We start from the raw sequence: 14,484 nt of genomic DNA, 5'->3' as shown, positions 1-14,484 counted from the left end.
AATTTTGTGAAAATTTTACCGCTTGTGAGTTTATTTTTCCGATTTCCCCATCACTGCAATATGCACTGTGATTTCTTCACGATCGTGATAAAGGTGTTTCGCTTGAATTTTGAACCAAAGTCCTTGTTTTTCCAACTCTTCTTCTAAGTATTGCAAACAGAGTTGCACCTCTTGATAACGTTTTTTCATTGGCAATTTTAGGTTGAAAATGGTTTCTCGACACCAACCGTTAATCAGCCATTTTGCCATTAATTTGGCGATACGCATTGGTTGCTCCACCATATCGCATACAAGCCAATCAATTTGTTTACGTTTTGGTGGTTGGAATTTAAAACCATCTTCAGGGCAATGTTCAATTCGTCCTGTTTCGTGTAGGCTTGCCGCCATTTTGCCGTGATCGACCGCATACACAAACACCCCACGTTTGACTAATTGATAAGTCCAACCGCCCGGGCAAGCTCCTAAATCCACGCCTGTCATCGTATCGTTAAAACGTTTTTTCTCTTCCGCTTGTGGAATAAAAGTTAAAATTGCTTCTTCTAATTTTAAGGTTGAACGGCTTGGGGCTTCCGCTGGGAATTTTAAACGTGGAATACCCATAAAAAACGGCGATTTATTGTGATTATAAGCGTAGCCCACATAGCACGCCCCGGAACGCACAAACAGAATGTGCAAACTCACACTCCCCTTCGCATTTTCCGTTTTGGTTAGCCAACCTTGTTTTTTCAACGCAGAACGTAGCGGAACAGTAAATTTTCGGCAGAACGTGAGTAATTCTTTGGCTTCGTTTGTGTCCGGTGTTTCCACAAAAATGTCCGAACTGTTGCGAGGGTTTAACTCGGCATATTGTTCCAAAATCGGCGAAATTCGGTCATTTTCGGGTAAGTTTTGTATCAAATCGCCTACTACAACCATTTGGCGAACAAAGATCAACTGCTCAAATTTTAACTCTTGGGCTAATTTATCCGCCTCCCCTGCTTGGTAGCATTCAAAAATCACATAACCGCTGTTTTCTTTGAGGTTGGCAAAACCGAAAATCCCAAGTTGAGCGGCTTTATCGCTGATTTCCCCTGCCACCTCTTTTTCAAAACCGGCACGGCAATAAAGGGCTAATTTATTAAACATTTTTACTTCTCACACTCACATAAATTAACGCAGCCCAGCCAAGCATAAAGCATAGCCCACCAATCGGTATCAGCCAATGAATCGTTGGCACATCTAACGCTCGTAGATAGAGATTACCGCTAAAAAGTAAAATCCCTAACGCCCAGCTGCCGCCGATAATATTCAAGGCTTTGGCTCGACAAGCGGGCGGATTTTGCGAAAAATTTGCAATTTGGAACAAGCCAAGTGCAAGAATAGCAATGGTGTGGAACATTTGATATTTAATGCCTGTATCAATCCAGCCCAAAGCTTTCGGCTCTAAATGTTGTGATAAACCGTGGCTGGCAAAAGCCCCAAAGGCAACGCTGAAAAGCCCACTAAGGGCGGCAATGGTAAGGAATTTGTTTTTCATAAGAATTATGGAGATGATTAAAAATAGCTTACTATACCATATTATGTGGGCTAACAAGCGGTGAAATTTTGCAAAAAAGTTACAAAAAAGCACCGCTTATATTACTTAAATTATAAGTTCGGTGAAATGGCTTTTAGATTGAAACCTGGATATAATGTTTTACTCCTAATTATATACTAGAGATATGTTTTATGAGCATTCGTTTATATCCTGTCAATGACGTTCAATTTTTATTACATAGTGGTCCGGATTATATTAGCCAACATTTACGTGAAGGCAAAAGTTGGGAGCCTCTTTTGCTAGATATTATAGGGCTATTTTTACGTAAAATAGAACGTCCTATTTTTGTTGATATTGGAGCAAATTTAGGTGCAGTTAGTGTTCCTGTCGGCAAAATGATCCAAAAAAATGCCTCTAATCGGGGGGGGGGGAAGTACACAGTATAGAAGCAAAACGTAATGTGTACTACCAACTGTGTGGTAATATTTTTGCTAATGACCTAAGCCAACACTGTTTTGCCTACCATACTGCAATCGGAAATACAACTGGCAGTTTGAAAATTCCTTTTCTTTCTTTGAAAGACACTGGCAATGTGGGGGCTTTATCCTTAGATGAATTTATACGCCAAGAACAGGGCTGGAAAAATGAAGAATTTACTACTTATGAAAATGTTCCACTTACCACACTTGATGAATTGAATTTACCTGCTGCTAGCATAGTTAAAATTGATGTAGAGGGTATGGAATTAGAAGTCATCAGTGGTGGGTTGATGTGGTTGGAAAGAAGCGGTTTTCCTCCAATTTTATTTGAGGTATGGGATGACACGATGAAAAATCAAATTCCTAAACGAGAGGCTCTATTAGATTTATTAAAACAAGTAGGTTATGAATATGCAATATGTGGGGAGCTATGTATTGCTCAACATTATAAAAATCAGTACCTACAATTTATTTATAATGAAAATAATCAATTAGATAAGGTTAGTCTTCTTCCGTAGTCGCTATATAAATCAGGGAAATACAGTAATGTTGTATTTCCCTGACTTATTTAAATAGGTGGGTTAAACACCGCTACTTCGGGAGCTTCCAGCTCAAATTTCTCTACCTGAACGGTTGTAGTATTCGGTGTATTGCCCTGCCCTAGTTTTGATGAACCATCATTTTTAGTTAGCACATTTGGATTACCGTTTAAGCATAAAGTGCTTGGTTGGCTTAAATCTTGTGGGTCGTACCAACCTCCTTCATAAAGAGCAACTGTGCCTTTGATAATGCCATCAGTAACCACCGCACCTGCCAATACTTGTCCGCGTTTGTTAAAAATTCGCACAATATCACCGCTTGTAATGCCTCGTTCAGCGGCATCTTGAGTATGAATCAACACCGGCTCTCGTCCGTTTACTTCGTAATATTGACGAAGTGAAGAATAGGCTAACTGGCTGTGTAATCGGTATTTAATATGTGGTGTTACTAACGCAAGAGGTTCAACTTCGTTTGTTTTGCCTGAATATTCTTGATGCTCAAACCACATCGGATGCCCTTTGCAATCATCGTAATTCATATTCACTACGGTTTCAGAGAAAATCTCGATTTTGCCTGATGGTGTTGCCAGTTTGTGCTTAATCGGGTCATTACGATAATCTTGATAGCGAATAAAAGTGTTATTTTGATTTTCTGCTTCAAAACTGAGCACTTTGTTTTCTGTCCAAAATTCATCAAAGGTTGGGAATGGCGTATTGATTTTTTCTGCAGCATCATAGGCAATTTGGTAGAACTCTTTCAACCAATCCATTTCTCTCTTGCCTTCGGTGAACTCTTGCTCTTTGCCTGCTAGTTTAGCCAACTCGGCAAAAATATCGTAGTCGTTTTTTGCCTCGAACTGCGGTGGAACGACTTGTTTCATTGGTATGATATGTTTCACCACATAATCCCCGGCTACGGTTAAATCGTTGCGTTCATAGCTTGTGGTTGCCGGTAGTACAATATCTGCCATTCGGGCGGTTGGCGTCCAGTAACATTCATTAACGATCACGGTTTCAGGCTGATGCCACGCTTTTACCAAATAGTTAGTATCGGGGTGATGAGCAAATGGGTTTCCTCCTGCCCAATAGACTAATTTTACATCAGGGTAAACTAAAGTTTGCCCGTTGTAATCGTAAGTCTGATTTGGGTTAAGTAACGCATCAGCAATACGAGCAACCGGGAAAAACGGCATATTCAGATTTGGCTTACCTGCATTTATTGCCCCTAAACGAATACCGGAATTAGCGTTTAATCCGTTAGTGGAATAGCGATAATTTAAACCAAAACCACCACCCGGCAAGCCAATCTGCCCTAGCATTGCGGCAAGGGTAACTAACGCCCAATGGCTCTGCTCGCCGTGTTGCAAACGTTGCAAGCCCCAGCCTGACATTAGCATTGTTCGATTGGCGATAAAGGCGTGAGCCAATTCTTTAATTGTTTCAGCATCAATGCCACAAATTTTGCTCGCCCATTCAGCCGTTTTCGGTTGATTATCGGTTTTTCCTAACACATAATCGGCAAATTGCTCGAAACCGACGGTATATTTCGCTAAAAAATCGTGATCGTGCTTGTTCTCACTAATTAAAGTGTGAGCGATACCCAGTATCAATGCAACATCAGTACCTGTATTAATTGGCAACCACTCTGCCTCTAAAAATTGGCAGGTTTCACTTTTTACAGGGTCGATACAAATAATACGTTTGCCGCTGGCTTTGATTTTAGCCAGATAATCAATGCCTTCCGGCTCGGCAGATGTCCACGCAATGCGTAAAGTATTGAGTGGGTTAGACGACCAAATCACCAATAATTCTGTATTTTCTACAATTGTATGCCAACTGGTTTGTTGAGCATAAACTTCAATATTCCCTAGCACATAAGGCATAATCACTTGTACCGCACCGGTGGAATAATCGCCTTTGCTATTTATAAAACCACCCGTTACATTTAAGTAACGTTGCAACAGTGTGCGAGAAGCGTGTAATGAGCCACAACTATACCAGCCGTAAGAGCCACCAAAAATCGATTCACTACCGTATTGTTGGCGAACACGTTGAATTTCATTTGAAACAAGCTCAAAGGCTTTATCCCAAGAAACTCGAACCCATTCATCTCGCCCACGCAAGGTAGTGTCTTTATTACCTTCTAAGTAGCCTTTTCTAACCATAGGATACTTAACTCGCACAGGGCTATAAAGCTGATCGGCAACCACATCTTGTAATTCGTTTTGATGATTTTTGGCTAAGCTACCTTCCGATTTCACTACTCTGCCATTTTCAAGGGTTACATTTAATGCCCCCCAGTGAGCTGCGGTCGTGATTGTGTTTTCTGGTTTGTCGAGAAAAACAAATTTGCCTTGTTCTAATGTTGTGTTCATTAATTCGTGCCTTTATTTTATAAAATTGAATGGAATTTACTGGATTAATTGGTAAGTTGCAACTGCAAGCGGTATAAAGCGGTTAAATTTCTGGAAAATTTTGCAAAATGGCATTTGGAAAATTTAATTTAAGAATGTAACTTTTGGTAAAAAATACAAAAGTTTCAATTATGATTGAAACTTTTTATATTTAAGCGTAAAGTTACAATTATAAAATAGAGGGATTTATAATGAAAAAAGATCTTATTTATCGCAAACGCTACTTAGAGCGAGTTCGTCCTTTCATCGGTAAATCACTGATTAAAGTCTTTACTGGACAACGGCGGGTAGGAAAAAGTTACCTGCTATTTCAAATTATGCAAGAGATTCAGGCTAGTAATGAACAAGCAAACCTCATTTATGTCAATAAAGAGGATTTAGCATTTAGCACCTTAAAGACAGCAAAAGATCTTGAGGAATTTGTATTATCTCAAAAAAAGAAGGGGCAAAAAAACTACATTTTTATTGATGAAATCCAAGAAATCAGCGATTTCGAGATTGCTCTGCGTTCGCTATTATTAGACGATGAGTTGGATTTATATTGTACGGGAAGTAATGCTCATTTACTTTCTCGAGATATTGCAGGCACTTTGAGTGGGCGTTCGATTGAAATTAATGTCCACTCATTGTCCTATTTTGAATTTTTGGAATTTATGAAATTGGAAGATAGCAACAAAGCCCTTTCTCAATTCCTTAAATATGGTGGCTTGCCTTATTTGAAAGACTTGCCCTTGCAAGACAATATTGTATTTGAATATTTGAAGAATATTTATTCGACTATTGCCGTGCGAGATATTGTCAATCGTTATGCTCTGCGAAATGTGCCTTTCCTGGAACAATTAACGTTGTTTCTTGCAGATAATATCGGGAATTTGTTTTCAGCCAAGAAAATTAGCGATTTTCTGAAATCGCAAAAAATTTCAACAAGTAGCACGCAAGTACAAAACTATGTGGATTACCTCACTAGTGCATTCCTAATACATAAAGTGCCACGTTATGATATTGAGGGAAAACGGATTTTTGAAATCGGAGAGAAATACTATTTTGAAGATATTGGGCTGAGAAATGCTCTTATCGGTTATCGAGTACAAGACAGAAGCAAGTTGCTGGAAAATACGATTTTCAACCATCTGCAAATTGCCGGCTATAATGTCAAAATTGGTGGATTAAATAATCAAGAAATTGATTTTGTGGCTGAAAAAGATGGCGAGCGAATTTATGTGCAAGCAACACTGACGATTAACGAAGAAAAAACACTCGAGCGAGAGTTTGGTAATTTACTCAAAATTCAGGATAACTACCCTAAATATGTTGTCACAATGGACGAATTTGATGGCAATAGTTATGACGGTGTACAATGCTTAAGTTTGAGAGAATTTTTGAGAATGCTAGAGCAATAGTTTTAGGAATAGAAAAAATAATCCGACCATAAGGTCGGATTATTGCTTTAATGATGGGAATTACACCGCAGTTTGAATAATCACATTATCCGCTTTTTTTACATAGCTGTTAATTTGATCGAAGTTCATATAGCGGTAAATATCCTCTTTCTCATTTTGTAAGCTGTTTACATAAGAGAGATATTCTTCCGGTGTTGGTAATTTGCCTAATAACGCCGATACAGCTGCAAGTTCTGCTGAAGCAAGGTAAACATTCGCCCCTTGCCCTAAGCGGTTTGGGAAATTTCTCGTCGATGTTGAAACCACGCTGGCATTATTCGCTACACGTGCTTGGTTACCCATACAGAGCGAGCACCCCGGCATTTCAACTCTAGCACCACTTTTACCGTAAATGCTGTAATAGCCTTCTTCGGTTAATAATGCCGCATCCATTTTAGTTGGTGGAGCAATCCAAAGTTTGGTTGGTAACTCCCCTTTTACTTGGCTGAGTAATTTACCTGCTGCACGGAAGTGTCCGATATTGGTCATACAAGAGCCGATAAAGACTTCATCAATGTTATCGCCTTGTACTTGAGAAAGCAGACGAGCATCGTCAGGGTCGTTCGGCACACAGACAATCGGCTCTTTGATTTCATCTAAGTTGATCTCAATAACTGCCGCATATTCCGCATTTTCATCCGCTTCTAACAATTCAGGATTATCCAACCAGGCTTGCATATTAGCGATACGGCGTTCAAGGGTGCGTTTATCGTCATAACCTTCGGCAATCATCCATTTTAACAGCGTGATATTTGAGTTGAGATACTCAATAATCGGCTCTTTGTTGAGTTTGATGGTACAAGCTGCCGCAGAACGTTCCGCAGAGGCATCTGAAAGCTCAAAGGCTTGCTCGATTTTCAGATCTTCTAACCCTTCAATTTCAAGGATACGCCCTGAGAAGATGTTTTTCTTGCCCTTTTTCTCAACGGTTAGCAAGCCTTGCTGAATCGCATAATATGGAATGGCGTGAACTAAATCACGCAACGTAATGCCCGGTTGCATTGTGCCGGAAAAACGCACCAAGACTGATTCCGGCATATCCAACGGCATCACGCCTGTTGCCGCAGCAAAAGCCACTAAACCTGAACCGGCAGGAAATGAAATACCGATAGGGAAACGAGTGTGTGAATCGCCACCTGTACCGACAGTATCCGGCAATAACATACGGTTTAACCAAGAGTGAATTACCCCATCACCCGGGCGAAGTGAAACACCGCCACGATTCATAATAAAATCAGGCAAGGTGTGATGGGTAACTACATCAACAGGTTTTGGGTAAGCAGCGGTATGGCAGAAAGACTGCATCACTAAATCTGCGGAGAAACCTAAACAGGCTAAATCTTTTAGCTCATCTCTCGTCATTGGACCTGTGGTATCTTGTGAACCAACAGAAGTCATTCTTGGCTCACAGTATTGACCAGGACGAACACCTTCCACACCACACGCACGCCCTACCATTTTTTGAGCAAGGGTGTAGCCTTTGTTACTTTGCGAAACAGATTGTGGTTTGATGAATACATCACTTTCCGGCAAACCGAGTGCAACACGAGCCTTGTGAGTTAAGCCACGCCCGATAATTAACGGAATGCGACCACCCGCTCGAACTTCATCAAGTAATACTTCCGTTTTTAGCTCAAATTCCGCTAACACTTCATCAGAATTATGCTTACGGATTTTTCCTTCGTAAGGATAAATGTCGATTACATCGCCCATATTGAGTTGGGTAACGTCCACCTCAATCGGTAAAGAACCTGCATCTTCAAGTGTATTAAAGAAAATCGGAGCAATTTTACCGCCTAACACAATACCGCCGGCACGCTTGTTCGGGATATAAGGAATATCTTCCCCCATAAACCAAAGCACCGAGTTGGTTGCTGATTTACGGGAAGAACCGGTTCCCACTACATCGCCTACATAAGCTAAAGGAAAGCCTTTTTCCTTCAACGCTTCTAACTGTTTAATTGGACCAACGTGTCCGTTGTCATCAGGGAAAATGCCATCACGTTCGTTTTTAAGCATTGCTTGAGCGTGAAGTGGAATATCAGGGCGAGACCAAGCATCTTGGGCTGGGGAAAGATCGTCAGTATTTGTTTCACCTGTTACTTTAAATACGGTAACAGTCAGTTTTTCGGCGAGTTTCGGACGAGAAGTGAACCAATCGGCATTAGCCCAAGACACTAACACTTGTTTTGCAAATTGATTGCCTTGTTCTGCACGTTCTTTTACATCGTGGAAATTATCAAACATCAATAATGTTTTGGATAAGGCTTCTACCGCAATAGGGGCAAGCTCCGGTTTATCTAATGCCAGTAGCAAGGTTTCAATATTATAACCACCCTGCATTGTGCCTAATAATTTCACCGCGTGATCGGGTGAAATAAGCGGCGATGAAGTTGCCCCTTTTACAATATCGGCTAGAAAGGCGGCTTTCACGTAAGCGGCTTCATCTACGCCTGCCGGGATACGATTTGTAAAAAGATCTAATAAAAAGACCGCTTGTTCGGCAGGTGGATTTTTCAGTAACTCAACTAGCTGTGCAGTTTGTTCGGCATTCAATGGCTGTGGAACAACACCTAATTTTGCACGTTCATCAACTTGTTGTTGATAATTTTCTATAAAATTTGCCATAACTTACTCCTTATCCTTGAGTTACATATTTGCAATGATATCTTGTGCAAACTCTGATGTTGAACGTAATGTTGCACCCTCTAACATTTCAGCAAAATCAAAAGTTACTGTTTTATCTGCAATGGTTTTCGATACCGCTTTCACCACCAAATCTGCTGCTTCTGTCCAGCCTAAATGGCGTAACATCATCTCACCACTTAAAATTAAAGAGCCCGGATTGCCTTTATTTTGCCCTGCAATTTTCGGTGCAGTGCCGTGAGTCGCTTCAAAAATAGCCGCTTCATAACCGATATTAGCCCCCGGAGAAATACCGATTCCGCCTACTTGAGCTGCTAACGCATCCGAAATATAGTCGCCGTTTAAGTTAAGGGTTGCAATCACATCATATTCTGCCGGGTGTAATAAGATTTCTTGTAAGAACGCATCGGCAATGCTGTCTTTAATAATGATTTCTTCGCCTGTTTTTGGATTGGTTAAACTCATCCAAGGACCTTTATCTATTAATTTAGCCCCGAATTCTTCTGCAACTTGATAGCCCCACTCTTTAAATGCTCCTTCGGTAAATTTCATAATATTACCTTTGTGAACTAAGGTGAGCGATTTACGGTTGTTATCAATGACATATTGTAAGGCTGCTCGTACCAAACGTTGCGTACCTTGCTTAGAAACAGGTTTAATGCCGATACCGCAATCTTCAGTAAAGCGAATTTTCTTCACGCCCATTTCTTTTTGTAAGAACTCAATTACTTTATTTGCTTCAGGCGAACCGGCTACCCACTCAACCCCAGCGTAAATATCTTCCGAGTTTTCACGGAAAATCACCATATCAATTAATTCAGGGTGTTTAACCGGACTTGGTGTACCATCGTAATAGCGGATTGGGCGAAGGCAGTTGTATAAGTCCAAACCTTGACGCATTGCCACATTCAGTGAACGAATTCCGCCACCGACCGGTGTCATTAACGGGCCTTTAATGGCAACGTGGTATTGACGAATCAGCTCTAAGGTTTCATCCGGCAACCAAGTATTTTCACCATAAAGTTTGTTTGCTTTTTCACCTGCGTAAATTTCCATCCAAGCAATTTTACGCTTGCCTTGATAGGCTTTTTCAACCGCAGCATCTAACACTGCTTTCATCGCAGGGGTTACATCCACGCCGATGCCGTCGCCTTCAATAAAAGGAATAATAGGATTATCAGGAACTTGCAAAGAACCGTCTTGGTTCAGTTGAATGGTTTCGCCTTGTGGAATTTGGACTTGTGTAGGCATTTTCTCCCCCTCGAATGACGAAAAATGAAATTTACAGTTTAATAACAAATCAACTATAAACAGTAAATGTATAAATGTAAATAAAGAGAATTTCTCTAAATTAAGATTTGTGATCCAACGCACATTTTGTAAATGAATTATAAAAAAATATTGTTATTCTGTTAAAAATAATCTAGTTTATTGGCAAACCTAAAATAAAAAAGGAGCATATATGTCAGCAGCAACATTAACACTAGAGACTGGTGAAAAAATTGAACTTACTATGAAAAAAGGTACGCTAGGGTATCAAAACGTAGATATTCAGCCTTTTTTAAAACATAAATTGTTCGCTTACGATCCCGGTTTAGTTTCAACTGCCGTTTGTGAATCAAAGATTACCTATGTAGATGGCGATGAAGGGGTTTTACTTTATCGAGGCTACCCGATTGACCAACTGGCAAAATATTCTGACTATTTAGAAGTAGGCTATATGCTCTTATTTGGCGAGCGTCCAACTAAAGAAGAATATAAAGACTTTGTTCAACTTATCAAAAAACACACGTTAGTACACGAGCAACTCACTAAATTCTTCTCCGGTTTCCGTCGAGATTCTCACCCAATGGCGGTAATGTGTGGGGTAAGTGGTGCATTAGCAGCCTTCTACCACGACTCTATTGATGTTAATAATCAAGCCCACCGTGAACTTACCGCAATTCGTTTGTTAGCTAAAATCCCAACCCTTGCTGCGATGTGTTATAAATATTCCATCGGTCAGCCGTTTATGTTCCCACAAAACCACTTATCTTATGCAGGCAACTTCTTATATATGATGTTTGCTACCCCGTGCGAGCCTTACGTGGTGAACCCTGTTTTAGAACGTGCGTTAGATAAAATCTTCATTTTACACGCTGACCACGAACAAAATGCGTCTACTTCCACAGTGCGTACCGCTGCATCTTCCGGTGCAAACCCGTTTGCTTGTATTGCAGCCGGTATCGCTTCACTTTGGGGACCTGCACACGGTGGGGCGAATGAAGCCTGTATCAATATGTTAGAAGAAATTGGTACAGTTGATCGTATTCCTGAATTTATTGCCCGTGCGAAAGATAAAAACGATCCATTCCGTTTAATGGGCTTCGGGCATCGTGTATATAAAAACTACGATCCTCGAGCGAAAGTGATGCGTGAAACCTGCCACGAAGTATTGAAAGAACTTAATATTGATAACCCATTATTTGAAGTGGCATTGGAATTAGAGCGTATTGCGTTAAGTGATCCGTACTTTATCGAACACAAACTTTATCCGAATGTGGACTTCTACTCCGGTATCGTACTCAAAGCAATCGGTATTCCAACCTCAATGTTTACCGTAATGTTTGCTTTGGCAAGAACCGTTGGTTGGATTGCTCACTGGAAAGAGATGTATCTACAAGGTAATATCAAGATTGTCCGTCCTCGCCAAATCTACACTGGCGAAACTAAACGTGATTTTGAGCCAATGGATAAAGCATAACTTGCAAAAAATCGAAAAAATTAAACCGCTTGTTTCTACAAGCGGTTTAATTTTGCATAAAATTTGCAAATCAGGCTAATTTATTTAGCAGCTGTGTTCTAACATCTTGACCATTTTCATCGCTTTTTACCGCCATAATAAATAAGCCTTTTCCTTGACTTAATTTCTCCCAAAGATTGCCAATTAAGGCTTTTTCTTTAGAATCTTCATTACTTTTTAATTGTTCCCCTTTATATTCCACAATTAAAATCCGACCATCAATAAGCTCTACAATAAAATCAGGATAAAAATTCTGATGAGCTAATGGTAAAGAAAACCCTCTTTTTACAGGATTTCTTACCCAATATTTCACTTGAGGCAATGAATCAATCGCAACAGCACAATCAAATTCTTCCCCACTTGCTTTCAACTCTTCAATTTGAGCAAAATAGTGTTTGTTGAATTTGTAACGTCCTACATAAAAAGGCGGTTGTGGTGCTAGTTTTTCTGGTGTAAAACTAAATTGATACTGCTCATTTAAGCAGATTTCTACTTCTTCATTATCACCAAATAGCGTTTGTTGATAGCAATTTTTTTGAGCTAAAGCCCGATAACGATTAATCAAATCTGAAATAGCCCGAGCCAATGCAAATTTATGTTGAACTAACTGCGTTAAAGTGATTTCTACATTTTTCAGTAAATCTGAAATCAATAATTGCAAAAATCTTAACATTATAGGTTGAGGAATATCAGTTAAACGCACTTGTTTATCCAACCAACGGATAAAATCTTGCTCGGTTAGTTCCAGCCAATCATCAGAAAAGCTAAGTTGTTGTTGATTAAAATGGTAAGAAACCCGTTTATCTTCCACATCAATTTCAAAACTTTGGCTATTTTCTTGCAACCTAAAGCCATCAAGTTTGGCGGGGTAATCCAATAAATTCCAACTTTGGTAATCTAATAGAACTTGTGAATCAGCTAAATCTAACTCGCCTTGAATATTCATACAAAGTTGAGGTATTACTTTAAATATTTCGCCTTTTTCGGCAGGAGAAGCGAATATTTCAACTCTATTTTGGTGAATTTGTAATTGTTGCTCAATTTGTTCTTTTTTCTTACCGGTTGCAGTTTGGATCAAGGCTTTTTCTAACTTTTCACTTAAATTACCTTTTACTTGCACTAAAATGCTACCTTCTTGCTCGGTAATTTTGAGTTGAGAACGTTCTGCTTCGCTTAAATCCGTCATTATAGGAAGTTGTGTTAATGCTAAAACTGTTGTTGGCGTATAGAATAAATCCCCTTCATTTTCACTAATCCAATTCTCTTGTTGTGGAATGCGGAGCATTTCAGCTACTTCTAATGCTTCAAACCCCATTCCAATCAATTTATCTTGTAAATTACGAGCCGTTTCGCCGAACGACTTAGAGGAAAGATGAGCATAAGCACGGTTTAAATCTTCAATTTGACGGCGTTTAGCATAAGGCATTCGCAATACTCGTCCTAACAACTGCTCCGCTTCTTTACTTGAGGAAACATTTTGCACGGAGCAAAAAATATAGGCAAACGGGCAATCCCACCCTTCTTTCAATGCCTCAACCGTGATGATGTAATTGATCTTACATTGTGGATTAAATAAATCGATATTATCTAATTCGTGCTGATTACCCGTAACAATGGCAATCTCTTCTGCATCAATTTTTAATTCATCAATTAAATACTGTTTTAAAACGTCTACTGTTACTTTGCCGTTTTTCGGCTCAGCTTGGAATAACACAATCGGACGAACATAATCGCTCTCATACTGTGCTTTTTGTGCTAATGCTCCTCTGCTAATTACTGCTCCATCTATTGCTTGCTGCCAGTTGTGATGTTCGGTCAGCACAATAGGTAATTTGATCATCTCTTCTGATTTTAGATGACTTGCCGAAACGTGATACAACACATTACTCCCTGTTTTTCTATCTGTGTTTGGTGTAGCAGTAAATTCTAAAATAGCCGCCGGGGAAAGTTGAGATAACACATCAAAAGAGAGCGAAGTCCGAGCGTTATGAGCTTCATCAACAATGACCAAAGGTTGATAAGCTCGCAACAAATTTGCAAAAGAACACTTAATTTTGCCCGCTTGTTTGGCGGTTAAACCGTTTTCTTGTAGATCTGTTGTTGAAATTTTTTCTAAATTTGTCTGAATATGGATTGGTAAACGCTCAAAATGAGCCGTTAATTTTTCATTAAAAGCATAAATTTTTCGCCCATCTTGATTTTCTACCCGAAAGTTTTGAATAGTAGAAACGATCACAATCGCCTTATTGCCAAAGTCTTGTGGGCGAAGTAAATCAAAATCTTCAGACTCAATAACCAGTACTTCTCGATTAAAGGTTTTATCAAGTGCCGCACGGTAAGGGTGTTGTGGATTTTTCAACGCTTCTGCGGTTTGGGTTTTAATGGTACGAGAAGGCACTAGCCACAAAGTAACAGGGAAATCGCAATCCAAATACTGCCTTGCAATACGGGCAATGCTATGCGAGGCTAACAATGTTTTACCGCCACCCGTTGGAATTCGTACACAAACATAAGGCACATCACGCAAATTACTGTGTTCACTTGGGATCTTGTAACTATATTCAGGTTGGATTTGGCTAAAAGCCGTTTTTGCATCAGATTGCAAGCAAGCCGAAAAATAGTGGCTGACACGGTTTAATGCCTCATTTTGGTAATTTTTTAATTTCATT

The 14,484-nt window shown here is 39.8% G+C and carries 10 protein-coding genes; 4 read left to right on the top strand and 6 right to left on the bottom strand.

From position 1 onward, the window contains the following. Positions 1 to 30: 30 nt before the first annotated feature. Together rlmM and ACJHV0_RS00490 are read right to left on the bottom strand one after the other, a co-directional pair. A complete protein-coding gene (rlmM, locus tag ACJHV0_RS00495) occupies positions 31 to 1,125 on the bottom strand; it encodes a 23S rRNA (cytidine(2498)-2'-O)-methyltransferase RlmM (protein ID WP_483133075.1) in 1,095 nt (364 codons plus the stop codon). Next, entirely contained in the window at positions 1,118 to 1,516 is a 399-nt protein-coding gene (locus ACJHV0_RS00490) for a DUF423 domain-containing protein (protein WP_483133074.1), read from the bottom strand. The genes rlmM and ACJHV0_RS00490 overlap by 8 nt, the downstream gene beginning before the upstream one ends. Before the next feature lie 191 nt (positions 1,517 to 1,707). On the opposite strand from ACJHV0_RS00490, the gene ACJHV0_RS00485 reads away from it, so the two are divergent. Together ACJHV0_RS00485 and ACJHV0_RS00480 are read left to right on the top strand one after the other, a co-directional pair. Then, complete coding sequence (locus tag ACJHV0_RS00485; protein WP_483133073.1) at positions 1,708 to 1,962, top strand: hypothetical protein; 255 nt, start codon at positions 1,708 to 1,710, stop codon at positions 1,960 to 1,962. 14 nt (positions 1,963 to 1,976) lie between these two features. Continuing rightward, on the top strand, positions 1,977 to 2,513 hold the full coding sequence (locus ACJHV0_RS00480) for an FkbM family methyltransferase (RefSeq protein WP_463625705.1): 537 nt from the start codon (positions 1,977 to 1,979) through the stop codon (positions 2,511 to 2,513). Positions 2,514 to 2,563: 50 nt separating this feature from the next. Here ACJHV0_RS00480 and ACJHV0_RS00475 read toward each other — a convergent pair whose 3' ends face one another. Then, positions 2,564 to 4,909: a molybdopterin guanine dinucleotide-containing S/N-oxide reductase gene (locus ACJHV0_RS00475; protein WP_483133072.1), complete on the bottom strand. Its 2,346-nt coding sequence runs from the start codon at positions 4,907 to 4,909 to the stop codon at positions 2,564 to 2,566. A 230-nt stretch (positions 4,910 to 5,139) separates the two neighbouring features. Here ACJHV0_RS00475 and ACJHV0_RS00470 point away from each other — a divergent pair, with 230 nt between their 5' ends. After that, positions 5,140 to 6,348, top strand: a complete 1,209-nt coding sequence (locus tag ACJHV0_RS00470; protein ID WP_483133071.1) for an ATP-binding protein — start codon at positions 5,140 to 5,142, stop codon at positions 6,346 to 6,348. A 60-nt stretch (positions 6,349 to 6,408) separates the two neighbouring features. Here ACJHV0_RS00470 and acnB read toward each other — a convergent pair whose 3' ends face one another. Both acnB and icd read right to left on the bottom strand, forming a co-directional pair. Further along, positions 6,409 to 9,015, bottom strand: coding sequence for a bifunctional aconitate hydratase 2/2-methylisocitrate dehydratase (gene acnB / locus ACJHV0_RS00465; RefSeq protein WP_483133070.1), 2,607 nt, complete (start codon positions 9,013 to 9,015; stop codon positions 6,409 to 6,411). Between the two features lie 21 nt (positions 9,016 to 9,036). Beyond that, entirely contained in the window at positions 9,037 to 10,284 is a 1,248-nt protein-coding gene (gene icd / locus ACJHV0_RS00460) for an NADP-dependent isocitrate dehydrogenase (protein WP_483133069.1), read from the bottom strand. A gap of 211 nt (positions 10,285 to 10,495) precedes the next feature. Here icd and ACJHV0_RS00455 point away from each other — a divergent pair, with 211 nt between their 5' ends. Then, entirely contained in the window at positions 10,496 to 11,776 is a 1,281-nt protein-coding gene (locus ACJHV0_RS00455) for a citrate synthase (protein WP_283385883.1), read from the top strand. Between the two features lie 70 nt (positions 11,777 to 11,846). On the opposite strand, the gene ACJHV0_RS00450 is transcribed toward ACJHV0_RS00455, so the two are convergent. Beyond that, complete coding sequence (locus tag ACJHV0_RS00450; RefSeq protein ID WP_483133068.1) at positions 11,847 to 14,483, bottom strand: DEAD/DEAH box helicase; 2,637 nt, start codon at positions 14,481 to 14,483, stop codon at positions 11,847 to 11,849. Position 14,484 lies beyond the last annotated feature (1 nt).

The sequence above is a fragment of the Mannheimia sp. genome (genome assembly GCF_056854775.1).
This window is presented reverse-complemented; position numbering and strand designations above follow the sequence as displayed.

Excerpts from the sequence above, each read along its gene's own strand:
- rlmM (WP_483133075.1), bottom strand. The coding sequence starts at position 1,125 with ATGTTTAATAAATTAGCCCTTTATTGCCGTGCCGGTTTTGAAAAAGAG.
- ACJHV0_RS00490 (WP_483133074.1), bottom strand. The coding sequence starts at position 1,516 with ATGAAAAACAAATTCCTTACCATTGCCGCCCTTAGTGGGCTTTTCAGC.
- ACJHV0_RS00485 (WP_483133073.1), top strand. The coding sequence starts at position 1,708 with ATGAGCATTCGTTTATATCCTGTCAATGACGTTCAATTTTTATTACAT.
- ACJHV0_RS00475 (WP_483133072.1), bottom strand. The coding sequence starts at position 4,909 with ATGAACACAACATTAGAACAAGGCAAATTTGTTTTTCTCGACAAACCA.
- ACJHV0_RS00470 (WP_483133071.1), top strand. The coding sequence starts at position 5,140 with ATGAAAAAAGATCTTATTTATCGCAAACGCTACTTAGAGCGAGTTCGT.
- acnB (WP_483133070.1), bottom strand. The coding sequence starts at position 9,015 with ATGGCAAATTTTATAGAAAATTATCAACAACAAGTTGATGAACGTGCA.
- icd (WP_483133069.1), bottom strand. The coding sequence starts at position 10,284 with ATGCCTACACAAGTCCAAATTCCACAAGGCGAAACCATTCAACTGAAC.
- ACJHV0_RS00455 (WP_283385883.1), top strand. The coding sequence starts at position 10,496 with ATGTCAGCAGCAACATTAACACTAGAGACTGGTGAAAAAATTGAACTT.
- ACJHV0_RS00450 (WP_483133068.1), bottom strand. The coding sequence starts at position 14,483 with ATGAAATTAAAAAATTACCAAAATGAGGCATTAAACCGTGTCAGCCAC.